This is a genomic window from Streptomyces sp. NPDC031379, from assembly GCF_055569615.1.
This window is the reverse complement of sequence record NZ_JBVIIT010000024.1, coordinates 15385-38521: the sequence shown is the minus strand read 5'-3', so window position 1 is coordinate 38521 and position 23137 is coordinate 15385. Positions and strand designations below refer to the sequence as shown.

The window sequence follows — 23137 nt, the reverse complement described above, 5'->3', positions numbered from 1 at the left end:
CCCACGACCGCAGGGCCCGTGTCAGTGGGCGTCGGACTTCAGAAGATCCGCGCACTTCTCGCCGATCACCATCGTGGTGATGCACGGGTTGACCGCGATCAGATCCGGCATCACCGACCCGTCGGCCACCCGCAGTCCCTCGACCCCCTTGACCCGCAGCCGCGCGTCGAGCGGGGCCGAGGGATCGTCGTCGGCGCCCATCTTCACGGTGCAGGACGGGTGGTAGACGGTGTTGTGTGTCCTGTGGATGTAGTCGAGGAGTTCGTCATCGGTACGGACATCCGGGCCGGGTGCCAGCTCGGCCCCCGCCCAGCCGCTCAACGCGGGCTGAGCGACGATCCGGCGCGCCAGTTTCAGCCCGTACGTCATCACCCGCGCATCGTGCTCGTGCGTGAAGTACCGCGGGTCCACCCTCGGCTTGTCGCGGTAGTCCCGGGTCCGCAGCCGTACCGTGCCGCGCGACTTCGCCTTCGTCACGTTCGGCGTCAGGCAGAACGCGTTCTCCGAGGTGGGGTAGCCCCAGCGCGCGGTGTTCATGTCGAACGGCACCGAGCCGTAGTGGAACATCAGGTCCGGCCGGTCCAGGCCGGGCTCGGTGTCGTAGAAGACGCCCGCCTCCCACCACTGGCTGGAGGTGGTCGTCATCGGCCGCTCGGCCTGCCACATGATGACGCCCTCGGGATGGTCCTGGAGGTTCTCACCGACGCCGGGCGAGTCGACGGCGACCTCGACGCCGACCTCGCGCAGATGCGCGGCCGGGCCGATGCCCGACAGCATCAGCAGCTTGGGCGTATCGATCGAGCCGCACGAGACGATCACCTCGCGCCGGGCCCGTACCGTGCGCGTGTGCACCAGGTCGGGGTCCAGGTACTCGGCGCCCACGCACCGCCGCCCCTCCAGCACCAGCTTCTTGGCCCGCACCCCTGTCCGGACGTCCAGATTCGGACGTCTGCCCAGTACCGGGTGCAGATAGGCCACCGATGACGACTGGCGGATGTTGTTCTCGTCGGAGTTGATCTGGAACCAGTTGGCCCCGCGCACCACGGTCCTGCCGGTGTTGAACGGAACCGTGGGTATGCCGGCCTGGGCGCAGGCCTCCAGCAGCGCCGCGCCGCACGGGTCGCCGCCCTTCAGCGTGCGCAGCCTCACCGGGCCGGAGCGGCCGTGGTGGTCGCCGGGCGCGTCGTTGTTCTCCAGCCGCCGGTACAGCGGGAACAGGTCGGCCGCGCTCCAGCCCGTACAGCCCTGGGCCGCCCAGTCGTCCAGGTCCTCCGCGGGCGCCCAGAAGGCGATACAGGAGTTGTGCGACGAACAGCCGCCCAGCACCTTCGCGCGCGCGTGCCGCATGAAACTGTTGCCGCTGGTCTGTGGCTCGACCGGATAGTCCCAGTCGTAGCCGGACTCCAGCAGGCCCATCCAGCGCTCCAGTCTGAGCACGTCGTCGTCGCCGACGTCGCTCGGGCCCGCCTCCAGGACGCACACCGTCACCGAGGGGTCCTCGGAGAGCCGTGCCGCCACGACGTTGCCCGCGGTGCCGCCGCCGACCACCACGTAGTCGAACTCGTCGATGCTCATGAGCAGTGATCTCCTTGCCAGCCGGGATCAGGCGGAATCAGTCGGCCGCCGGAGCGGCGAGGGGAGCGGCCGGGGCGGTGACCGCGTCCTCCAGGCGGTGCTCGGCGAGGACACCGGTGCGATGCCGCTGGACGAACCAGTAGTAGGCGAAGCCACCGCCGGCGATGACCGCGACGAACAGCACCGCCCCCCAGCGCAGGTACCAGTGGTAGGGCGCGGCCGCGTTGTAGACCGCGGCCCGGGGCCAGATCAGGTTGATCGTCATGGCCGCGCCCCACACCACGGCGACGAGGTTGACGAGCAGCCCCCAACGGCCCAGCGAGAACCTGCCCTCTCCGGCGGGCTGCCACTTCCCGCGCAGCCGGGCCACCAGCATCGGCGCGGTGACGCCGAGGTAGGCGAGGTAGATCATGACGATGCCGATGCTGGTGACGACCGTGAAGATCTGCGGCTGGCGGATGTTGACCACGAGGATCGCCAGCGCCAGCACACCGATGATCACGGCCGGCAGTACCGGGGTCTGGAAACGCGGGCTGACCCGGGCCATCAGCGAGGAAGCGGGCAGGTTGTTGTCCCGGGCCATCGCGAACGCCAGCCGGATCGCCGCCGTGTGCACGGCCAGCGCGCACACGGTGACCGCGATCAGGACGCACCACAGCATCGCCTTGCCGGCCGTCGGGCCGAGCACGTCGAGCACGACGTACTGCAGACCGTCCGTGGACAGCTTGTCGCCCTTGAGGCTGGAGACGCTCATGAGCGCCAGCAGCAGCACCAGGCCGCCCAGGACGAAGGAGGCGACGATCGCGCGGATGATCGCGCGCGGGGCGTTGCGGGACGGGTCGAGCGACTCCTCGCCGAGCGAGGCGGCGGTGTCGAAGCCGTACATGACGTACGCGGACGCCAGCGAGGCCACCAGGAAGGCGCCGAGATAGCCCGTGGAGTAGCCCGCGCCGGTGTGGTTCGTCTGCATGACCACTTGGGGGCCGCGGGTGATGTGGACGGCGAACAGGATGATCAAGACAACCGTCGCGATCAACTCGATGAACACGCCCGCGGTGTTGATCGTGGCCATCAGCTTGACGCCGAAAGCATTGATCAACGTGGTGAACAGGATCAACACGGCGGCCAGGACGACCGCGTTGGTCGCCACGTCGTACTTTCCGGTGCCGTCCCCGACGAACTGGAACGTGGACGAGATCTGCGGCAGCGTCAGTTGATAGGCCAGCGCCACCGCCGAGATGGACACGATCGACGCGATCAACATCATCCACCCGGCCAGCCAGCCGAGATGCGGGTTGCCGATCTTCTTCGACCAGTTGTAGACCGAGCCGGCGACCGGATAGCGGGCGGCCAGTTCGGCGAAGCACAGGGCCACCGTGAACTGGCCGGCGAACACCATCGGCCACGACCACCAGTACGCGGCGCCGCCGCTGCCGTAGCCGAAGTAGAAGAGCTGGAAGGTGCCGGTCAGGATCGAGATGTAGCTGATCCCGGCGGCGAAGGTGTGGAAGTTGCCCAGGGTGCGCTTGAGTTCGGGCTTGTAGCCGAACTCGGCGAGTTCGGCGTCGTCGTGGTGGTGCGGGTCGTGGTGGTGTGGTCCTGGGGATTGCTCGGTGGACGTCATGAGCGGACTCCTCTGGCTGTCAGTCGAACCAGCCCTGGGGTGCCGGCGCCGTGTTGCGCCAGATGTGCTTCGTCTCGCGGTACTCGGCGAGCCCCGCCGGTCCGAGTTCGCGCCCGAACCCGGACTGCTTGTAACCACCCCACTCGGCCTGCGGCACGTAGGGGTGGTAGTCGTTGATCCAGACCGTGCCGAGGCGCAGCGCCGCGGCGACCCGGGCGGCCTTGCCCTCGTCGCGGGTCCACACGGCGCCCGCGAGGCCGTAGATCGTGTCGTTGGCGAGCCGGATGGCCCGCGCCTCCGTGGTGAACCGCTCGACGGTCAGCACCGGTCCGAAGGACTCCTCCCGGACCACCGACATCTCGCTCGTGCACTCGTCCAGGACGGTCGGCAGGTAGTAGAAACCCGCCTCGTGGCCGGGAGCGGAGGGCCGGGCACCGCCGCAGCGCAGCACCGCGCCTTCCCGAAGCCCCTTGCCCACGTAGGCCTCGACCTTCGCCCGGTGGGCCGCCGAGATCAGCGGCCCGGTCTGCGCCCGCTCGTCGAACGGCCCGCCCAGCCGGATGGATCGCGCCCGCCGTACGACCTCGCCCACGAACCGGTCGTGCAGCGCGTCCTCCACCAGCAGCCTGGCCCCGGCGGAGCACACCTGCCCGGAGTGCAGGAACACGGCGGTCAGCGCCATGTCGACCGCCGCCTCGAAGTCGGCGTCGGCGAAGACGATGTTCGGGTTCTTCCCGCCGAGTTCGAGCGCGACCTTCTTCACCGTGCCGGCCGCTGCCGCCATCAGCCGGCGGCCGGTGTGCAGACCGCCGGTGAAGGAGACCAGGTCGACGTCCGGATGGTCACCGAGCGGGGCACCCGCCTCCGGGCCGGCGCCCAGCACCAGGTTGGCGACCCCCGCCGGAAGCCCGGCCTCCGCCAGCAGCCGCACCAGATGGATCGCGGTGTGCGGGGTCAGCTCACTGGGCTTCAGCACGAAGGTGTTCCCGGCCGCCAGTGCCGGGGCGACCTTCCAGGCGGTCTGCAGCAGCGGATAGTTCCAGGGGGTGATCAAGGCGCAGACGCCGACGGGCTCGTGCACCACCCGGCTGTCGACACCCTCCCGGCCGGTCTCGATCACCCGCCCGGTCTCGGTCGCGACCAGCCGCCCGAACCAGCGGAAGCAGTTGACGACGTCGTCGACGTCGTACCCGCTCTCCACCAGCCTCTTCCCCGTGTCCAGCGACTCGGCGCGGGCCAGGCCGTCCCGGTCGCGGACGAGGAGGTCCGCGACCCGCAGGAGCAGAGCGCCGCGTTCCTCGGGCGACGTGCGCGGCCAGGGACCGGTGTCGAAGGCACGCCGGGCCGCCGCGACGGCCTCCACGGTGTCCTTGCCGCCCGCCTCGTCCACGACCCCGACCAGGGAGCCGTCGGCGGGACAGCGGATCTCGCGGGTGCGTTCGTCCAGGGCGCCGCGCCACGCGCCGTCGATGTAGAGGTCAGGCATGGGCGTCTCCCAGCCGGGTCAGCAGCCACTCGTGGAAGATCCCGATGTGGTGCTCGTTGGGGACCAGCACGCCGCCCTCGCGGTAGGCCCGCGAGGACATCGCCGGCTGGGTGCGCTCGCAGGCCTCGAAGTCCTGGACGTTGACCCGGTGGAACAGCTCCACGGACTTCGACACGTCGGCGCCCGACGCCACCACCTCCGGCGCGTACAGCCAGTCGCACTCGACGACCGTGCGGTCCTCGGCCAGCGGGAACATGCGGTGCAGGATCACGTGGTCGGGGACGAGGTTGACGAAGACGGTCGGCTTGACCGTGATGGCGTAGTAGCGGCGGTCCTGGCCGGCACTCACCTCGGGCAGCTTGGCGAAGCCCTCGCTGCCGTCCACCGTGAAGCCCTTGATCTCCGCGCCGAACTCCGCGCCGTGGCCCACGTAGTACTGGGCCGCGTATCCGTCCGCGAACTCCGGCAGGACTTCCGTGAGTTCGGGGTGGATCGTCGCGCAGTGGTAGCACTCCATGAAATTCTCGACGATCAGCTTCCAGTTGGCCTTCACGTCGTAGGTGACGCGCTTGCCGAGGGCCAGGTTCTCGGGGCCGTAGTGCTCGACGGCGGCCGCGTCGCCGAGCCGCTCCACGGCCGCGGACATCACCGTGTCCTCGAAGGAGGGCGGTTCGTCGGCCAGGCACACCCAGGCGTAGCCGAGCCATTCGCGCAGGGCCACCTTGATCAACCCGTACTCGACTCGATCAACGTCCGGCATCTTGATCAAGTTGGGTGCGGCGATCAACTTGCCGTCGAGGTCGTACGTCCATGCGTGGTACGGGCACTGCAGACTGCGCCGCACCTCGCCGGACTCCTCGGTGCACAGCCGGGCCCCACGGTGCCGGCACACATTGAGGAAGGCGCGCAGTTCTCCGCCGCGGGTACGGGTGATGATGACGCTCTCCCGGCCCACCTGGACGGTACGGAAGGCACCCGGCTTGTCCAGGTCGGCGCTGCGGACCGCGCAGAACCACAGGGACTCGAAGAGCCGTTCCTGCTCCCGCCGGAAGACGTCCGGGTCGGTGTAGTAGTGGCCGGGGAGCGTCGCTATGAGGCTGGGGGAGATCGGTGTCGTCGTCACGGGCGGGCTCCTCAGGCGGTCGCGGCGGCGAGGCGGGCGGGGTCGAACAGGCCGATCGGATACGCGGTGGAACCGGTCAGCGCCAGGTCGGCCACGATCTCGCCGACGACCGGCACGAACTTGAAGCCGTGCCCGGAGAACCCGCAGGCCACGGTCACCGACTCCGGGTGGACCGGATGCCGGGCGATCACGAAGTGCTCGTCCGGGGTGTTGGAGTACATGCAGGTGGCGGCCTTGAGGAAGGTGCCGGGCAGGTCCGGGATGCAGCGGGACATGTGGGCGGCCATGGCCCGGACCTCGTCCTCGTGCACGGTCCGGTCGATGGTCTCCGGTGTGGTGACCTGACCCTTCCGGAAGAAGGCGACCTTGGCGCCCAGCCCGGGACCGTCGATGGCCGGGAAGCCGTACACCTGGACTCCGGCCGCGTCCTCCCAGATGTAGATCGGGTGATGGCGGGGGACGAACCGCTCCGTGCCGCCGTCCGGCTGGAACCAGTACATGACCTGCCGCTCGATCGTGAACGGCACCCCGAGATCGGTGAGCAGCTGCGGCGCCCACGCGCCCGGGCAGATCACCAACCGGGCGGCCGTGTAGGTGTTCTCGGCCGTATGGACACGCACCCCGTCCCGGTACGGCTCCCAGCGCAGCATCGGCTCCTCGAAGTGCAGCTCGGCGCCCTGCCGGGTGGCCAGCTGCAGATGCGCGGCGACGGTGTTCTCGGGCCGGAGCAGGCCCGCCTTCTTCTCGTACAGCGCCACCTCGTCGTCGTCCGGGTTCAGCGTCGGGAAGCGGCGGCGGACCTCCTTGGCGTCGAGCATCTCGTGCGGCAGGCCCCACTGCCGTGCCGAGCGGAGCGAGCCGGAGACGGTCCTCGACTCCGGGCGCCCCACCATCACACCGCCATTGAGGATCGCGATCTCCCGGCCGGTGGCCCGCGCCAGGTCCTCGTACAGCTCGTAGGCGCGCAGCAGCAGCGGCACATAGGCCGGGTCCTCGAAGTACGACTGACGGGTGATCCGCGAACCGCCGTGGCTGGAGCCCCGGTTGTGCACCGGGCCGAACCTCTCCAGGCCGAGCACCCGGGCGCCGCGCGCGGACAGGTGGTGCGCGGCGGCGCTGCCCATGCCGCCGAGACCGATGACGATGACGTCGTAAGACGGTGACACGGGCGCCTCCTACCGGCGGATACGGGTCATCTTCGGATCGAACAGCGGCTCCTCGGCGACCGTGGCCGGGACCTTCTCGCCGAAGTACTCGATGTGCACACCCGTGCCGTCGGCGAGTCCGGCAGGCAGCCAGGCGTAGGCGACGCAGCGACCGAGCGTGTAGCCGTACGACGCACTGGTCACGTAGCCGACCGGGGCGCCGTCGACGTGGACGGGCTCCTTGCCGAGGACCACGGCGGCCGGATCGTCCAGGAGGAGCGGGGTGAGCCGGCGGGCGGGCTCGGTCCGGCCGCGCAGGGCCTCCTGGCCGACGAAGCAGTCCTTGTCCATGCGGACCGCGAAGCCGAGGCCCGCCTCGAAGGGGGTGTGCTCGTCGGTCATGTCGGTGCCCCAGGCCCGGTACCCCTTCTCCAGGCGCAGGGAGTTGAAGGCGGAACGGCCGGCGGCGATCACGCCGAGAGCCTGCCCGGCCTCCCACAGCGTGTCCCAGAGCCGCAGACCCAGGTCGGCGGTGGTGTACAGCTCCCAGCCCAGCTCGCCGACGTAACTCAGCCGCATCGCCGTCACCGGCACGTGCCCGACGTACGTCTGCTTGGCCCGGAAGTATCCGAAGCCCTCGTGCGAGAAGTCGTCGCCGGTCAGCGGCTGGACCAGGTCGCGGGCCAGGGGACCCCAGACGCCGATGCAGCAGGTGCCGGAGGTGATGTCCCGGATCTGGACGTCCGCCGGCGCGTGGCGCAGCAGCCGGTCCAGGTCGGCGGGGGAGTTGGCGCCGACCTGGAAACGGTCGGGGGCGAGGCGCGCGACGGTGAGGTCGGAGCGGATGCCCCCGGTCTCGTCCAGGAGGAGGGTGTAGGTGACCGCGCCGGGCTTCTTGCGCAGGTTGTTGCTGGTCATCCGGTCGAGGAAGGCGAGGGCGCCGGGGCCGGTGACCTCCAGGCGGCGCAGCGGGGTCATGTCGTACAGCGCGACCTTCTCGCGGGTCGCCCTTGCCTCGGCCGCGACGATCGGGGACCAGTAACGCGCGGACCAGGCGTCGCGCGCGGGGAGGTCGCCGAGGGCGTCCACGAGCGGGGCGTTGGCCTCGTACCAGTGCGGGCGCTCCCAGCCGGTGCCCTCCAGGAAGAAGGCGCCGAGTTGCTGCTGGCGTGCGTGGAACGGGCTGACGCGGAGGGGACGCGGCCGCTCCATCGGCTGGAGGGGGTGGAGAACGTCGTACACCTCGACGAACTGCTGTGAGCCGCGTTCACGGACGTACGACGGTGAACGCTGCGCCTCCTCGAACCGGGTGAGGTCGCACTCGTGCAGGTCGATGGAGGGCCGCCCGTCGACCATCCATTCGGCCACCGCCTTCGCCACACCCGCGGAATGGGTCACCCAGACCGCCTCGGCAAGCCAGAATCCGCGCAGCTGCCGCGCCTCCCCGAGCACCGGCATGCCGTCCGGGGTGAACGAGAAGACCCCGTTGAACCCGGTCTCGATCTCCGTCCCCCGCAGCGCGGGCAGCAGCCGCCGGCAGTCCTCCCAGCTCGGCGCCCAGTCCTCGGCGGTGAACGGGTACGAGGACGGCATCGCCATGTCCCGGGCGCGCGCCTCGTCGTACGCCGGGACGGCGAACGGGTCCACCGGCAGGGGGCGGTGCGCGTACGAGCCGATCCCGATGCGGTCGGTGTGCTCACGGAAGTACAGATCGCGGTCCTGGAAGCGGAGGATCGGCCTGGAGGCCTCGGCCGTGGCACCGCTCAGCTCGGGAAGCGGCCCGGTCTTCACGTACTGGTGTGCGAGGGGTTGCAGCGGTACGTCGACTCCGGCCATGCGCCCGATGACGGGACCCCAGAAGCCGGCCGCGGAGACGACGTGGTCCGCCGGGAAGGACCCCCGGTCGGTGACGACCGCGGTGACCCGGCCGCCGGCCCGCTCGATGCCGGTGACCGTGTGCCGGTCCAGGAAGCGGGCGCCGCGCGCGGTGGCCCGGTCCATCTGGGCACGGGCCGCGAGCAGGGCCCGGGCCAGGCCGTCGCCGGGGGTGTGGAAGCCGCCGAGGACGACCGAATCGTCCAGCAGGGGCCAGAGTTCCCTGCAGCGGGCGGTGCTCACGACCTCGCCGCGGATGCCCCAGGCGGCGGCGTGACCGGCCCTGCGGTGCAGCTCGGCCAGGCGTTCGGGGGTGGTCGCGAGTTCCAGGCCGCCGACCTGCTCGAAGCAGGACACGCCGGCCACTTCGAGGGAACGGAACTTCTCCACCGTGTACGTGGCGAACGCCGCGAGCGTCTTCGACGGGCTGGTCCGGAAGACGAGTCCGGGCGCGTGGGAGGTGGAGCCGCCCGGGGCGGGCAGGGGACCCTGCTCGAGGACGGTGACGTCGGTCCAGCCGCGGGCGGTCAGCTCGTCGGCGAGGGAGCAGCCGACGATGCCGGCGCCGATGACGACGACACGCGGGCCCTGGGGCCGGTTCTCGGGGGCCTCGGGGGCGTGGGAGCGGTCTTCGGGCGTGCTGGGCCGGCCTCCGGGCGCGCTGCGGTGGGGTTCGGGAGTGCGGCGGTGGTCTTCGGGTGTGCTGGACATGCCCCTCCTTGCGGTGGCGGGGACGGCAGGTGCGGGGAAGCCGTTCAGGCAGCGGAGACGCCCGGCCGCCCGGCGGTGACCGTCGTGTCCCGGCCGTGGCCGGTGTGGACGCCGGTGGCGCCCGGACCGGGCGGCTGGACGACCGTCGGCGCGATGCCCGCGACCGTCAGGACACGGCCGTCGAACCGCTCGCCGTCCGGCTCGTGGGTCGGGTGCGTGCGCGACCGCGGCTCGTGGTCGCCGGGGTGGATCGGGGCGGGCGCCCCGGTCAGGACGGAGGGCGCGGGCGCCGCGTCGATGTGGTCGTCGTGGCCGCGGGCCCAGACGATCGCGGTGACCCGGTGGCCCGCGACGGTGCGGTGGCCCGCGACGGTGCGGTGGCCCGCGTCGGCGCCGGGTCCGTCGGCGCCCGGACCCCGCACCCTCACAGGACCACCACCGAGCGCAGCACCTCACCGCGGTGCATCTTGCCGAACGCCTCCTCCACCTGGTCCAGGGCGATCGTCTCGGAGACGAAGGCGTTGAGGTCGAGCAGGCCGTACAGGTACTGGTCGATCAGGAACGGGAAGTCCCGGCTCGGCAGGCAGTCGCCGTACCAGGAGGACTTGATGGCGCCGCCGCGCGAGAAGACGTCGATCAGCGGGAGTTCGACCTTCATGTCGGGGGAGGGCACGCCCACCTGGACCAGCAGGCCCGCGTGGTCGCGCATGTAGAAGGCCTGCTCGAACGTCTCGGGCCGGCCCACCGCGTCGATCGCGATGTCCACGCCGTGGCCGTCGGTGAGTTCCCTGACCGCCTCGACCGGGTCGGTGCCACGGGAGTTGACGGTGTGGGTGGCGCCGAACTTCTCCGCCTGGTCGAGCTTCCCGTCGTCGATGTCGACGGCGATGACCTTCATGGCACCGTTGAGACAGGCGCCCGCGATGGCCGCGTTGCCGACGCCGCCGCAGCCGATGACGGCGACCGAGTCGCCGCGGCCGACGTTGCCGGTGTTGACCGCCGCGCCGTAGCCGGCCATCACTCCACAGCCGATGAGGCCGGCCGCCTCGGGACGCGCGGCCGGGTCGATCCTCACCGCCTGCCCTGCCGCCACCAGCGTCTTCTCGGCGAAGGCACCGATGCCGAGGGCGCTGCTGAGCGGGGTGCCGTCCCGGAGGGTCATGGGCTGCGCGGCGTTGCGGGAGTCGAAGCAGTACCAGGGCCGGCCGCGGCGACAGGAGCGGCAGCCGCCACAGGGCGCCCGCCAGGCGAGCACCACGTAGTCACCGGGTTTCAGGTCGGTGACACCGGGGCCGACCGCCTCGATCGTGCCGGCCGCCTCATGGCCCAGCAGGAAGGGGAAGTCGTCGGTGATCGCTCCCTCCCGGTAGTGGAGATCCGTGTGGCACACCCCGCAGGCCTGCACGTCGACGAGTACCTCGCCGGGCCCCGGATCGGGGACGACGATCGTCCGCACCTCCACGGGTGCGCCCTTCTTCACAGCGACTACGGCACGGACCTCGTGTGGCACGACAAGCTCCTCTGCTGTTGCGCATTGCACGATGGGTTGCGTGATGGGGAACATACTGAGAACGGCGTCATGGGGCCGTCAAGGGGTGCGCGTTAACCCTTGGCAAAAGGAACCCGGGGGGCGAAATATCCAGGACACACGACGGCGCGGGACCAGGAACGTCCCGGTCCCGCGCCGTCGTCCGTGCGCTGTGAACGCCGCACGCGCGTCTGCCCGCCGCTCGGTCAGAAGCCGTAGCCCATACGGCGCGACAACTCCGCGCCCGCCGCCACCGTCCGCTTCGCCACCTCCGGCAGCCGGTCCGCATTCAGCCGGTACACCGGCCCCGAGACGCTGATCGCCGCGATCACCTTGCCGTCGTGCGCGCGCACCGGCGCCGCGACGGCCGCGAGCCCCAGTTCCAGCTCCTCGATCGTGACGCCGTAGCCCTGTTCGACCACGGCCTCCAGTTCGGCGCGCAGCATCGACGCGCCGGTGAGCGTACGGTCCGTGAACCGCGGCAGCGGACGCGCCAGCAGCCCTTCGCGCAGGGTGGGCGGCATGTGCGCGAGCAGCACCTTGCCGCTCGAGGTGGCGTGCAGCGGGGTGCGTCTGCCGAGCCAGTTCTGCGCGGTGACCGACGCGGTGCCGCGGGCCTGCATGATGTTGACCGCCGCATCGTCGTCCAGCACGGCGATGTTCACCGTCTCGCCCAGCTCGTCGGCGACCTCACGGCAGACCGGGACGCCCTCCTGGGAGATGTCCAGACGCACTGCGGCCGCCCCCGCCAGGCGCAGCACGCCGGCTCCCAGGTAGTACTTGCCGCGGTCCTTCGCCTGCGCCACCAGGCCGCGGTTCTCCAGGACGCCGAGCAGCCGGAACGCCGTGGACTTGTGCACGTCCAGTTCCTCGGCGATCTCGGTGACCCCCGCCTCGCCGTGCCGGGCGAGGATCTCCAGCACGCTCACGGCGCGGTCCACCGACTGCACCGCACTGGCCGTTCCGCGGCCGTTCTGCCTCTCCGGGGCCCTGGGGTTCTCCGTGGTCTCCTCGTTGCGGTCGGACCGCTTCTGCGCGCGGGTCATGGCTCAACTCTCACCACCTGTGGGCCCGGTTCGGGCCGCATCTGCGGGAAGCCCTTGACGCGACGGTCGTCCCGCCCGGATTCTGTTGCGCATAGCGCTAGCTCGTGCGCTATACGAAACATCATGTTACCGAAGCGTCCGGATCCCGGAAGGGTGCCGGGCCCCCGGATCACCCGGACCGGTACCGGCCCGGGCCGGCCCGCGCTCGACGAGTGCCGGGCCACGGACGGTCCGCCACCCCCGTGACGCTTCACCGGCCCGGACCGCCCGAGGTCCGGAAGCCCGGCTGCATCCCTGACGCCTGCATCGAGCAGGTCCCGGACCGAGTGTCCCGGACCGAGAGGGGGGCCCGTGATTCCCGTCTGCCGCCTCGAAGACCTCCCCGAGGGCGAGTCCGTCCGCGTCGAGACCACTCCACCGATCGCCGTGTTCCGCACCGAGCACGGCGAGCTGTACGCCATCGACGACACCTGCACCCACCAGGACGCGTCCCTCTCCGAGGGCTGGCTGGAGGGCTGCCTGGTCGAATGCCCGCTGCACGCCGCGTCCTTCGACCTGCGCACCGGCGAGCCGACCTGCCTTCCGGCCCGCCGCCCCGTCCGCACCCATCGCGTCACCGTCGAGGACGGCGTCGTCCAGCTCCACCTGACGGCGGAGGAGGGCACCGCCGCATGACCGCCGCCGGAGGCCGGTCGGGCCGGCCACCTCGTACGAACACCCCCTTCGCCCTCACCCCCCGTCCGACCGGTACGGAATCCACCGGCCCCCAACGTCCCGCCCGCGTCGCGAGGAGCCGTGCCGTATGAGGACCGTGACCATCGTCGGCGCCTCGCTCTCCGGGCTCTACGCCGCCCGTGAACTGCGCGCCCAGGGCTTCGACGGCCGACTGGTGATCGTCGGCGACGAACCCCACCACCCCTACGACCGCCCCCCTCTCTCCAAGGACTTCCTCACCGGCCTCACCGACGAGGAGCACCTGGCCCTCACCGACGCCGACGAGAGCGCCGGCCTCGACGCCGAATGGCTGCTCGGCGTCCGCGCCCGCGGACTCGACACCCGCGCCCGAACCGTGCTTCTCGCCGACGGGCGAACGGTCTCCACCGATGGCGTCGTCATCGCCACCGGCGCCGCCGCCCGCCGACTCCCCGGCGACAGCCTCGCCGGCGTGCACACCCTGCGCACCCTCGACGACGCCCGCGCCCTGCGCGCCGACCTCACCCGGGGCCCCCGCCGGATCGTCGTCATCGGCGGCGGCTTCATCGGCGCCGAAACCGCCTCCTCATGCGCCCGGCTCGGCCACACGGTCACCGTCGTCGAGGCAGCCCCCTTGCCGCTGACGCTTCAACTCGGCGCACACATGGCCGCCGTCTGTGCCGCCCTGCACCGCCGCGGCGGCGTGGAACTGGTCGCCGGAACCGGAGTGGCCGGGCTGCACGGCACCGCCACCGTCACCGGTGTCGCCCTCACCGACGGCCGCACCCTGCCCGCCGACGTGGTCATCGTCGGCATCGGGGCCGCCCCCAACACCGCCTGGCTGTCGGGCTCGACGCTCGCCCTGCACGACGGCGTGCTGTGCGACGACGGCTGCATGACCGCCCTGCCCCAGGTGGTCGCGGTCGGTGACGTCGCCCGTGTCGGCGGCACCCGGGCCGAGCACTGGACCTCCGCCACCGAGCAACCCCGGGTCGCCGTGACCAACCTGCTCGCCGGCCGCACCCGGGAGAGCGTCCGCACGGTGCCGTACTTCTGGTCCGACCAGTACGGCACCCGCATCCAGTTCGCGGGCCGGTACCGCGACGGCGCCACCGTTCATGTCACCGAGGGCGAGATCACCGACGGCCTGCCCGGTGAGGCCGGTTTCCTGGCCCGCTACGAACGGGACGGCCGTACCGTCGCCGTGCTCGGCCTGGACCGCCCGCGCGCCTTCATGCGAGCCCGGCGCGAACTCCAGCGGCAGGAGCGGCAACAGGCCGAGCCGGCGGTGCTCTGACGGCCGGTGCCGGCCGGGCGAACCCGGTCCGGGACCGCCCGGCACCGGCCGAATCCCGCTCCGCCGGTCTCCGGATCAGGAGTGCGACAGCTGTCCCGTGCCGCCACGCCGACGTATCCGCTCCGGCTCGCCCAGCGTCGCCCGCTCCTCGCGCCGGCGGGCACGCCGCTCCCGCCGGAGCGCCCGAGCCGTGCTGCTCGGCTCGGAGACCACGCCGTACCGCTGGTTCCACACCTGACGGGTCACCCATACGTCGACCACGGCCCACGTCGCCACCACCGTGCTCACCACACTGCTGATCACCATGGGGAACGCCAGCCAGGACCCGGCCATCGTGCACAGGAAGGCCACCATCGCCTGGATCAGCGTCACCGCCATGACGATGACCGCCCGCACCGCCGCCGTACGCACCGGATCAGGCAACGGGTGCCGTCGCGCGGGCTCCTCGATCCACAACGTCCGTGATATCCGCTGCTGTTCACCACCGGTCGACCTCTCCGCGCGCGCAGGCGCCGGAATGTCGCGATCCAGCGCATCGAGGCCTCGCCGCGCCCCCGAGCGCTCCGCCACGCTCTCCTCGGGCGCCACGCGCCGCTCCGCCGTGCCCATCACCGTGTCACTCCCCACTGCCGGCAGACCGCTCGCCCCGGCGTCCGAAGACTCCGACTCCCCAGTGGCTGCCCGGCTTGCGCTGTTTTACGCCGCCGGGACGCGGGATGCGGCTCCTGTGGCCCATTCCGCACCCATCTCCCATAGACAAGGACGAACGAGAGCGCGCGAAGATTCCCAAACAGCGAAAAAATCCAGCCAACCGCCCCCGTGCGCCGCCGAATCCCATCGCGTGCAATCCGCCGGATCGCGGTGGCAATCTCCCGCAATGCCCGGACAACTCGCCATGTCTCGTCGCCAGTGCGGAAGTTCGCCCTCCGGACGTGTCTTCGAGTTAACTGTGAGGCGGTAGTAGGCTCGCGCCGTTTGTTGACGCACATGTGCACCCCCGACCGGCGGGGGTCGAGCTGGGGGAGGCCATGCGCTTTCGCGGGAAGTCGATCCGCCGGAAGATCGTGGCGCTGCTTCTCGTGCCGCTGGTGTCCCTGATCGCCATCTGGGGCTTCGCCACGGTACTCACGGGGCGCGAGGTCGCCCAGCTGTTCCGGGCGTCCGACGTCGTGCAGGACATCGGCTACCCCACCGAGGACACCGTCCGCGTCCTGCAGCAGGAACGCCGCCAGACCCTCGTCTACCTCGCCGACCCGCGAGCCGCCGACGCCCTCACCGCGCTCCACCGCACCCGCGGCGCCACCGACCGGGCGATCGCCGAGATCCGGAAGAACGCCGAGGACGGCGACATCCGCGACGGCATGGACTCGAGCGACAACGAGCGCCTCACCGCCGTCCTGGACGCCTTCGACGGCCTCGACTCGCTGCGCCGCGGCGTCGAGGACGGCACGGTCACCCGCGCCCAGGCCTTCACCCTCTACAACCGCCTCGTCGACCCCTGCTACACGCTGCTCGCCGCCCTCGACGGCATCGACGACGTCGAGATGGACGAACAGGCCCGCGCCCTCGTCAACATCACCCGCGCCCGCGAACTGCTCTCCCGCGAGGACGCCCTCCTCGGCTCCTCCCTGGTCGTCGGCCGGCTCACCCGCGACGAGACCCGTGACATCTCCGACCTCGTCGCGCAGCGCACGCTCCTGTACGACATCAGCCTGCCGCTGCTGCCCGCCGCGGAACGCGAACGCTACGAACACTTCTGGAAGAACGCCACCACCGCCCCGCTGCGCGTGGCCGAACAGGGCGTCATCGGCACGGGCACCGGCACCCCCCGCAGGGTCACCGCCAAGAACTGGGACTCCGCCGCGGCCGGCGTCCTCGACGAACTCGGCACCCTCGACGACCAGGTCGGCGACCGCTTCCAGGACCGGGTGCGCCCCGTGGCCATGGACGTCATCGTGCAGGCCGCCGTCGCGGGCCTGCTCGGCCTGGTAGCCATCCTGCTCTCCATCGTCCTCTCCGTCCGGGTGGGCCGCGTCCTCGTCCGCGACCTCAAACAGCTGCGCCTGGAGGCGCACGAGGCGTCCGGTGTCCGGCTGCCCAGCGTGATGCGCCGCCTGTCGGCCGGCGAACAGGTCGACGTCGAGACGGAAGTGCCACGGCTCGAGTACGACAAGAACGAGATCGGTGAGGTCGGCCAGGCGCTCAACACCCTGCAGCGCGCCGCCGTCGAGGCCGCCGTCAAGCAGGCGGAACTGCGGGCCGGTGTCTCCGAGGTCTTCGTCAACCTCGCCCGACGCAGCCAGGTGCTGCTGCACAAGCAGCTCACCCTGCTCGACACCATGGAGCGCCGCACCGAGGACACCGACGAACTCGCCGACCTGTTCCGACTGGACCACCTCACCACGCGCATGCGCCGCCATGCCGAGGGCCTGGTGATCCTCTCCGGCGCCGCGCCGTCCCGGCAGTGGCGCCGGCCCGTGCAGCTGATGGACGTCGTCCGCGCCGCCGTCGCCGAGGTCGAGGACTACGAACGCATCGAGGTACGGCGCCTGCCGCGCATCGCCGTCACCGGCCCGGCCGTCGCCGACCTCACCCACCTCGTGGCCGAACTCCTGGAGAACGCCACGGTCTTCTCGCCCCCGCACACCGCCGTCCAGGTCCTCGGCGAGCGAGTCGCCAACGGCTTCACGCTGGAGATCCACGACCGAGGCCTCGGCATGACGGCCGAGGCACTCCTGGACGCCAACCTGCGCCTCGCCGAGACCCCCGAGTTCGAACTCTCCGACACCGACCGGCTCGGCCTGTTCGTGGTCAGCCGCCTGGCCCAGCGCCAGAACGTGCGCGTCTCCCTCCAGCCGTCGCCCTACGGCGGCACCACCGCCGTGGTCTTCGTCCCCGACACACTGCTCAGCGACGACGTCCCGGACACCAACGGCATCGGCTTCCGCCTCGACCGGGACCGTCCGGCAAGGGAGTCCGGGCAGCCGGCGAGTCGCACCGCCGGACGGGTCCAGGCACCGGTGCAGTTGCCGGGCCTGCCGACCTCCCTGCTGGACGGCCCGGTCGAGCTGGAGTCCCCCGTCGATCTGGACGCCCTCGACGACTTCCCCGGTGTCCTCGCGGACGAGGACAGCGAGCGCGGCGGACTGTTCCGCCCCCGCCGCTCTCTCGTCGGCGCCGAGGACCAGACGCCTACCCTCCCCGGGGACCGCCCCTCGGGTGAGGACCCCGGCGACCGAGGCCCCGTGCCGCCGCCACGGCGGCAGACGCCCAAACTGGTCAGCTCGCACGGCAAGCCCGTCACCGACCAGCGCCCCCGCCGCGCGGAAGCCGACCAGCAGCCCTCCGGCGGCCCGCGCCGCGCCGACACGGGCGCACTGGCCCCGCTGCCCGCCCGGCGCCGCGGTGCGGCCCCCCGGCGCCCCGCCGAAGTCACCGACCGGCTCGGCGAGCCCGGGACCACCCCGGCGGGCGGCGCCGGCGAGACGTCCGGGCCCCCGGCGCTGCCCAGGCGGACCCGGCCCAAGGCACTGTCCGCCGGCGGTCCGGGCGACACTCCGCCGTCCGGCATCGACGCGGCCCCGACCGGCGGCGCGACCACCCCGTCCGGCGGTGGGGCGGCCGCGGAACCGGGCACCGGGCCGCTGCCCCGGCGCGTCCGCCAGGCCAGCCTGGCCCCCCAGCTCAAGCAGGACACCGAACGGCGCGCCGAGCGCGCGGCCCAGCCCGCCGACCGCGATGCCGAGGAGGTCCGCAGCCGGATGGCTTCCCTCCAGCGCGGCTGGCAGCGCGGCCGTGAGGAGAACGCCGCGGGCGACGGAGCCCAAGACGGCACAGCACAAGGAACCACTAAGGGGGACGGTCGATGACCGCACCGAAGGCGACCGACCACACGGCGACGAACAAGGGGGAGCTGAACTGGCTCCTGGACGACCTCGTCGACCGCGTCGCCAGCATCCGCAAGGCCGTCGTCCTGTCCGGCGACGGGCTGCCCACCGGGGTGTCCAAGGACCTGAGCAGGGAGGACAGCGAGCATCTGGCCGCCGTCGCCTCCGGCTTCCACAGCCTCGCCAAGGGAGTGGGCCGCCACTTCGAGGCGGGCAGCGTGCGGCAGACGGTGGTCGAACTCGACGACGCCTTCCTGTTCGTCACCGCCGCGGGTGACGGCAGCTGCCTCGCCGTCCTCTCCGACGCCGACTCCGACGTCGGGCAGGTCGCCTACGAGATGACACTTCTGGTCAAGCGGGTGGGCGTGCATCTGGGCGCGGCCCCGCGCACCGATCTGCCCGCAGGCGGGTAGTGGGATGACATGAGCGGAGACGGTCAGGGAAGACACCACTGGTTCGACGACGAGGCCGGACCGGTCGTCCGTCCGTACGCCATGACGCGCGGCCGCACCACGAGTGCGGCCCAGCACCGCCTCGACCTCATCGCGGTGGTCGTCACGGAGCCCGACGCGGGCGACCCGGAGACGGATCCGACACTGTCCCCCGAGCACGTGGAGATCGTCGGACTCTGCCGGGACACGCCGCAGTCGGTCGCCGAACTTGCCGCGGAACTCGATCTGCCCACCGGCGTGGTCCGGGTCCTCATCGGCGATCTCGTGCACGCGGAACTCGTTCATGTCACCCGCCCGGTGCCCCCGGCGGAACTGCCGGACGAGAGTATTCTGCGCGACGTGATCAACGGCCTCCGGGCGCTGTGACCGGCGCGGAAGCGGAGTACTGACGTGACAGGCTGGCAGTTCTGGGTCGACCGAGGCGGCACCTTCACCGACATCGTCGCGCGTCGCCCGGACGGCCGGCTGCTCACGCACAAACTGCTGTCCGACAACCCGGCCCGCCCCGACCCCCGGCTCGGCTCGAGCGGGGGGACCCCCCTCACCGACGCGGCCGTCGCCGGCGTACGCGAACTCCTCAACGGCTCCCCGGAGCCCGTCGAGGCCGTCCGCATGGGCACCACGGTCGCCACCAACGCCCTGCTGGAACGCAAGGGCGAACGCACCCTCCTCGTCATCACCCGCGGCTTCCGCGACGCTCTGCGCATCGCCTACCAGAACCGCCCCCACATCTTCGCCCGCCGCATCGAACTGCCCGGACTGCTCCACGAACGGGTCGTCGAAGTGGACGAGCGCGTCACCGCCGACGGCACCGTCCTGCGCGCCCCCGACCTGGACGCCCTCACGGGCCCGCTCCGGCAGGCGTACGACGACGGGATCCGCGCGGTCGCCGTCGTCTGCCTGCACAGCCACCTGTACCCCGCCCACGAACAGGCGATCGGTGACCTCGCCGCCCGCACCGGATTCCCGCAGATCTCGCTGTCCAGCGAGGTCAGCCCCCTGATGAAGCTCGTCCCGCGCGGGGACACCGCTGTCGTCGACGCCTACCTCTCGCCCGTGCTGCGCCGCTACGTGCGCCACGTCGCCGACGACCTGCACGGCGTGCGGCTGATGTTCATGCAGTCCAACGGCGGGCTGACGGAGGCCGGACAGTTCCGCGGCAAGGACGCCGTCCTCTCCGGCCCGGCCGGCGGCATCGTCGGCATGGCACGCATGTCGCAGCGCGCCGGCTTCGACCGCGTCATCGGCTTCGACATGGGCGGCACCTCCACCGACGTCTCGCACTTCGCCGGCGAGTACGAGCGGGTCTTCACCACGCGGATCGCGGGCGTCCGGCTGCGCGCCCCCATGCTGGACATCCACACCGTCGCCGCCGGCGGCGGCTCCGTCCTGCACTTCGACGGCTCCCGCTACCGGGTCGGCCCCGACTCCGCAGGCGCCGCCCCGGGCCCGGCCTGCTACCGCGCCGGCGGCCCGCTCACCGTCACCGACGCCAACGTGATGCTCGGCCGCATCCACCCCGACCACTTCCCGGCCGTGTTCGGACCCGGCGGCGACCAGCCCCTGGACGCGGCCCTCGTCCGTGACCGCTTCACCGCCCTCGCGCGCGAGATCCACGACCGCACCGGCGACGACCGCACCCCGGAGCAGGTGGCCGAGGGCTATCTGCAGATCGCCGTCGCCAACATCGCCAACGCCGTGAAGCGGATCTCCGTCCAGAAGGGCCACGACGTCACCCGCTACGCCCTGACCACCTTCGGCGGCGCCGGTGGCCAGCACGCGTGCCGGGTCGCCGACGCACTCGGCATCCGCACCGTCCTCGTACCCCCCATGGCAGGAGTGCTCTCCGCGCTCGGCATCGGTCTCGCCGACACCACCGCCATGCGCGAACAGTCCGTCGAGGCACCCCTGGAAGCCGCCGCCATGCCCGGCATCCGCAAGACCGCCGACGACCTGGAGGCCGCCGCACGCACCGAACTCCTCGACGAGGACGTCGCGGAGGACCGCGTCCAGGTCACCCGCCGCGCCCAGCTGCGCTACGACGGCACGGACACCACCCTCACCGTCGAGCTGGCCGACCCCGACGCCATGCGACACGCCTTCGAAGAACGTCATCGCGCCACGTACTCCTTCACCCTCGACCGCCCGGTCGTCGTCGAAGCCCTCTCCGTCGAAGCCACCGGCATCACCGCACCCCCCGACCTCTCCGCCCTCGCCCCGTACGAGGGCCGGCCCGCCGCGCCCGAAACCGTCCGTCTCCACACCGGCGGCGCCTGGCGCGACGCACCCCTCCACCGCCGCGAGGCCCTTCCTCCCGGCGAGACCGTCACCGGCCCCGCGATCATCACGGAGGCCGGCGCGACGACCGTCGTCGACGACGGCTGGCGGGCCGCGGCGACCGACGACGGGCATCTGGTCATGGAACGCACGGCGATCACACAGAGTTCCGATCTCGATACACAAGTCGACCCGGTCCTGCTCGAGGTCTTCAACAACCTCTTCATGTCGATCGCCGAACAGATGGGCGCACGGCTGGAGTCCACGGCCCAGTCGGTCAACATCAAGGAACGCCTGGACTTCTCCTGCGCCCTGTTCGACCCGGACGGAAACCTGGTGGCCAATGCGCCCCACATCCCCGTCCACCTGGGGTCCATGGGCACCAGCGTCAAAGAGGTCATCCACCGTCGCGGTACCGCCATGCGGCCGGGCGACACCTACGCCGTCAACGACCCTTACCACGGCGGTACCCATCTCCCCGACGTCACCGTGATCACGCCCGTCTTCGACACCGATCGCGCCACGGGCACGGAGAGTGGCCCGAAGATCCTCTTCTACGTCGCCTCACGCGGCCACCACGCCGAGATCGGCGGCATCGCCCCGGGCTCGATGCCGGCGCACAGCCGCACCATCGAGGAGGAGGGCGTCCTCTTCGACAACTGGCTCCTCGCCGAGCACGGCCGGTTCCGCGAGGAGGAGACGCGGCGCCTGCTCACCGAGGCGGCCCACCCCTCCCGCAACGTGCGGACCAACCTCGCCGACCTGCGCGCGCAGATCGCCGCGAACCACAAGGGCGTCGAGGAAGTCGGCCGCATGATCGGCGAGTTCGGCCTCGACGTCGTCCAGGCCTACATGCGGCACGTCCAGGACAACGCCGAGGAGGCCGTCCGCCGCGTCATCGACGCCCTGGACGACGGCGCCTACGCCTACGAGACCGACGCGGGCGCCGTCATCCGCGTGCGCGTGCGCGTGGACCGCGCCGAGCGCCGAGCGACCATCGACTTCACCGGCAGCTCCGCACAGCTCGCCACCAACTTCAACGCCCCTTTCGCGGTCGCCAACGCGGCTGTCCTGTACGTCTTCCGCACTCTGGTCGCCGACGACATCCCGCTCAACGACGGTTGCCTGCGCCCCCTGGACATCGTCGTGCCGCCCGGCTCGATGCTCGCCCCCGAACCGCCCGCCGCCGTCGTCGCGGGCAACGTGGAGACCTCCCAGGCCATCACCGGCGCCCTGTACGGCGCGCTCGGCGTCCAGGCCGAGGGCTCCGGCACCATGAACAACGTCACCTTCGGCAACGAACGCCACCAGTACTACGAGACCGTCGCCTCCGGATCAGGAGCGGGCGACGGCTTCCCCGGCGCCGACGTCGTGCAGACCCACATGACCAACTCACGGCTGACCGACCCCGAGGTCCTGGAGTGGCGGCTGCCGGTCAGGCTCGAGGAGTTCGCCGTCCGGCGGGGGAGCGGCGGTACCGGACGGTGGCGCGGCGGCGACGGCGCCGTGCGCCGCATCCGGTTCCTCGAACCCATGACCGTCTCGACGCTCTCCCAGCACCGCCGTGTGCCTCCGTACGGCATGGCGGGCGGAGAGCCCGGAGCGCTGGGCGCCAACCGCGTGGAGCGGGCCGACGGCACGGTCACCGACCTCGGCGGCAGCGGCTCGGCGGACGTCGGTCCCGGCGACGTGCTCGTCATCGAAACCCCCGGTGGCGGCGGCTACGGCCGACCGTCGCCCGACACCCATCAAGCAGGAGAAGAGATCGATGATCTTCGGGCGTTCTGAGCGCGGCAAGCCCCCGGTCGAGCCCGTCACGCTCAAGATCCTGGTGGCCGGCGGCTTCGGCGTGGGCAAGACGACCCTCGTCGGCGCGGTCAGCGAGATCAGGCCGCTGCGCACCGAGGAATACCTCACCGAGGCCGGGCGCCCGGTCGACGACACCAGTGGAGTGGAGGGCAAGCACACCACCACCGTCGCCATGGACTTCGGCCGCATCACCCTGCGCGAGGACCTGGTGCTGTACATCTTCGGTACGCCAGGGCAGGAACGGTTCTGGTTCATGTGGGACGAGCTGTCCGAAGGCGCGCTCGGCGCCGTCGTCCTCGCCGACACGCGCCGCCTGGAGGACTGTTTCGCCGCCGTCGACTACTTCGAGCGGCGGTCCATACCGTTCCTCGTCGGCGTCAACTGCTTCGAAGGGGCCGCCCGTTACCCGGCCGATGCCGTCCGCGGGGCCCTCGACCTGGACGAGGACGTGCCCGTCCTGCTGTGCGACGCCCGCGACCGGGAGTCGGTCAAGGAGGTGCTCATCGGCGTCGTCCAGCATGCGATGGAGTACGCGGCCGACAGCCGCCGGGCTGTCAGCACCTGAGCCACGGGTACGGCCCGTACCCCCGCCGACCGGGGTACGGGCCG

17 protein-coding genes are annotated in these 23137 nt (G+C 71.6%); 7 read left to right on the top strand and 10 right to left on the bottom strand.

Annotated elements, in window-relative coordinates; genetic code table 11:
- Nucleotides 1–21 precede the first annotated feature (21 nt).
- From ACZ5CW_RS30545 to ACZ5CW_RS30505, 9 genes are all read right to left on the bottom strand, one after another.
- The gene (locus ACZ5CW_RS30545) at nucleotides 22–1575 is read right to left on the bottom strand and encodes a GMC family oxidoreductase (protein WP_468607023.1); all 1554 of its coding nucleotides are present in this window, start codon (nucleotides 1573–1575) and stop codon (nucleotides 22–24) included.
- A gap of 37 nt (nucleotides 1576–1612) precedes the next feature.
- Nucleotides 1613–3199, bottom strand: a complete 1587-nt coding sequence (locus tag ACZ5CW_RS30540; RefSeq protein ID WP_468607021.1) for an APC family permease — start codon at nucleotides 3197–3199, stop codon at nucleotides 1613–1615.
- Nucleotides 3200–3218: 19 nt separating this feature from the next.
- Nucleotides 3219–4685 carry an aldehyde dehydrogenase family protein gene (locus ACZ5CW_RS30535; RefSeq protein WP_468607019.1) on the bottom strand — a complete coding sequence of 489 codons (1467 nt, stop codon included), beginning with the start codon at nucleotides 4683–4685 and terminating at the stop codon, nucleotides 3219–3221.
- Nucleotides 4678–5808 carry an aromatic ring-hydroxylating oxygenase subunit alpha gene (locus ACZ5CW_RS30530; RefSeq protein WP_468607017.1) on the bottom strand — a complete coding sequence of 377 codons (1131 nt, stop codon included), beginning with the start codon at nucleotides 5806–5808 and terminating at the stop codon, nucleotides 4678–4680. The genes ACZ5CW_RS30535 and ACZ5CW_RS30530 overlap by 8 nt, the downstream gene beginning before the upstream one ends.
- Before the next feature lie 11 nt (nucleotides 5809–5819).
- Nucleotides 5820–6974 carry an N-methyl-L-tryptophan oxidase gene (solA, locus tag ACZ5CW_RS30525; RefSeq protein ID WP_468607015.1) on the bottom strand — a complete coding sequence of 385 codons (1155 nt, stop codon included), beginning with the start codon at nucleotides 6972–6974 and terminating at the stop codon, nucleotides 5820–5822.
- Nucleotides 6975–6983: 9 nt separating this feature from the next.
- On the bottom strand, nucleotides 6984–9539 hold the full coding sequence (locus ACZ5CW_RS30520) for a GcvT family protein (RefSeq protein WP_468607013.1): 2556 nt from the start codon (nucleotides 9537–9539) through the stop codon (nucleotides 6984–6986).
- A 44-nt stretch (nucleotides 9540–9583) separates the two neighbouring features.
- On the bottom strand, nucleotides 9584–9967 hold the full coding sequence (locus ACZ5CW_RS30515; RefSeq protein WP_468607011.1) for a hypothetical protein: 384 nt from the start codon (nucleotides 9965–9967) through the stop codon (nucleotides 9584–9586).
- Nucleotides 9964–11049 (bottom strand): S-(hydroxymethyl)mycothiol dehydrogenase, encoded by a 1086-nt coding sequence (locus ACZ5CW_RS30510; protein WP_468607009.1) that lies wholly within the window; start codon nucleotides 11047–11049, stop codon nucleotides 9964–9966. Before ACZ5CW_RS30510 ends, ACZ5CW_RS30515 begins: the two co-directional genes overlap by 4 nt.
- Nucleotides 11050–11273: 224 nt before the next feature.
- Entirely contained in the window at nucleotides 11274–12017 is a 744-nt protein-coding gene (locus ACZ5CW_RS30505; RefSeq protein WP_468607243.1) for an IclR family transcriptional regulator, read from the bottom strand.
- Between the two features lie 447 nt (nucleotides 12018–12464).
- On the opposite strand from ACZ5CW_RS30505, the gene ACZ5CW_RS30500 reads away from it, so the two are divergent.
- Nucleotides 12465–12788: a bifunctional 3-phenylpropionate/cinnamic acid dioxygenase ferredoxin subunit gene (locus ACZ5CW_RS30500; protein WP_468607007.1), complete on the top strand. Its 324-nt coding sequence runs from the start codon at nucleotides 12465–12467 to the stop codon at nucleotides 12786–12788.
- 127 nt (nucleotides 12789–12915) lie between these two features.
- On the top strand, nucleotides 12916–14103 hold the full coding sequence (locus ACZ5CW_RS30495; RefSeq protein WP_468607005.1) for an NAD(P)/FAD-dependent oxidoreductase: 1188 nt from the start codon (nucleotides 12916–12918) through the stop codon (nucleotides 14101–14103).
- Nucleotides 14104–14178: 75 nt separating this feature from the next.
- On the opposite strand, the gene ACZ5CW_RS30490 is transcribed toward ACZ5CW_RS30495, so the two are convergent.
- Nucleotides 14179–14712, bottom strand: coding sequence for a hypothetical protein (locus ACZ5CW_RS30490; RefSeq protein ID WP_468607241.1), 534 nt, complete (start codon nucleotides 14710–14712; stop codon nucleotides 14179–14181).
- Between the two features lie 419 nt (nucleotides 14713–15131).
- Here ACZ5CW_RS30490 and ACZ5CW_RS30485 point away from each other — a divergent pair, with 419 nt between their 5' ends.
- From ACZ5CW_RS30485 to ACZ5CW_RS30465, 5 genes are read left to right on the top strand one after another with little or no spacing between them, the layout of a single operon-like run.
- Nucleotides 15132–17972, top strand: a complete 2841-nt coding sequence (locus ACZ5CW_RS30485; RefSeq protein ID WP_468607003.1) for a nitrate- and nitrite sensing domain-containing protein — start codon at nucleotides 15132–15134, stop codon at nucleotides 17970–17972.
- Nucleotides 17969–18403, top strand: coding sequence for a roadblock/LC7 domain-containing protein (locus ACZ5CW_RS30480; RefSeq protein WP_468607001.1), 435 nt, complete (start codon nucleotides 17969–17971; stop codon nucleotides 18401–18403). The genes ACZ5CW_RS30485 and ACZ5CW_RS30480 overlap by 4 nt, the downstream gene beginning before the upstream one ends.
- 9 nt (nucleotides 18404–18412) lie before the next feature.
- Nucleotides 18413–18808: a DUF742 domain-containing protein gene (locus ACZ5CW_RS30475; protein ID WP_468606999.1), complete on the top strand. Its 396-nt coding sequence runs from the start codon at nucleotides 18413–18415 to the stop codon at nucleotides 18806–18808.
- A 24-nt stretch (nucleotides 18809–18832) separates the two neighbouring features.
- Nucleotides 18833–22507: a hydantoinase B/oxoprolinase family protein gene (locus ACZ5CW_RS30470; RefSeq protein WP_468606997.1), complete on the top strand. Its 3675-nt coding sequence runs from the start codon at nucleotides 18833–18835 to the stop codon at nucleotides 22505–22507.
- Nucleotides 22488–23093: a GTP-binding protein gene (locus ACZ5CW_RS30465; protein ID WP_468606995.1), complete on the top strand. Its 606-nt coding sequence runs from the start codon at nucleotides 22488–22490 to the stop codon at nucleotides 23091–23093. The genes ACZ5CW_RS30470 and ACZ5CW_RS30465 overlap by 20 nt, the downstream gene beginning before the upstream one ends.
- The last annotated feature ends 44 nt before the right edge of the window (nucleotides 23094–23137 follow it).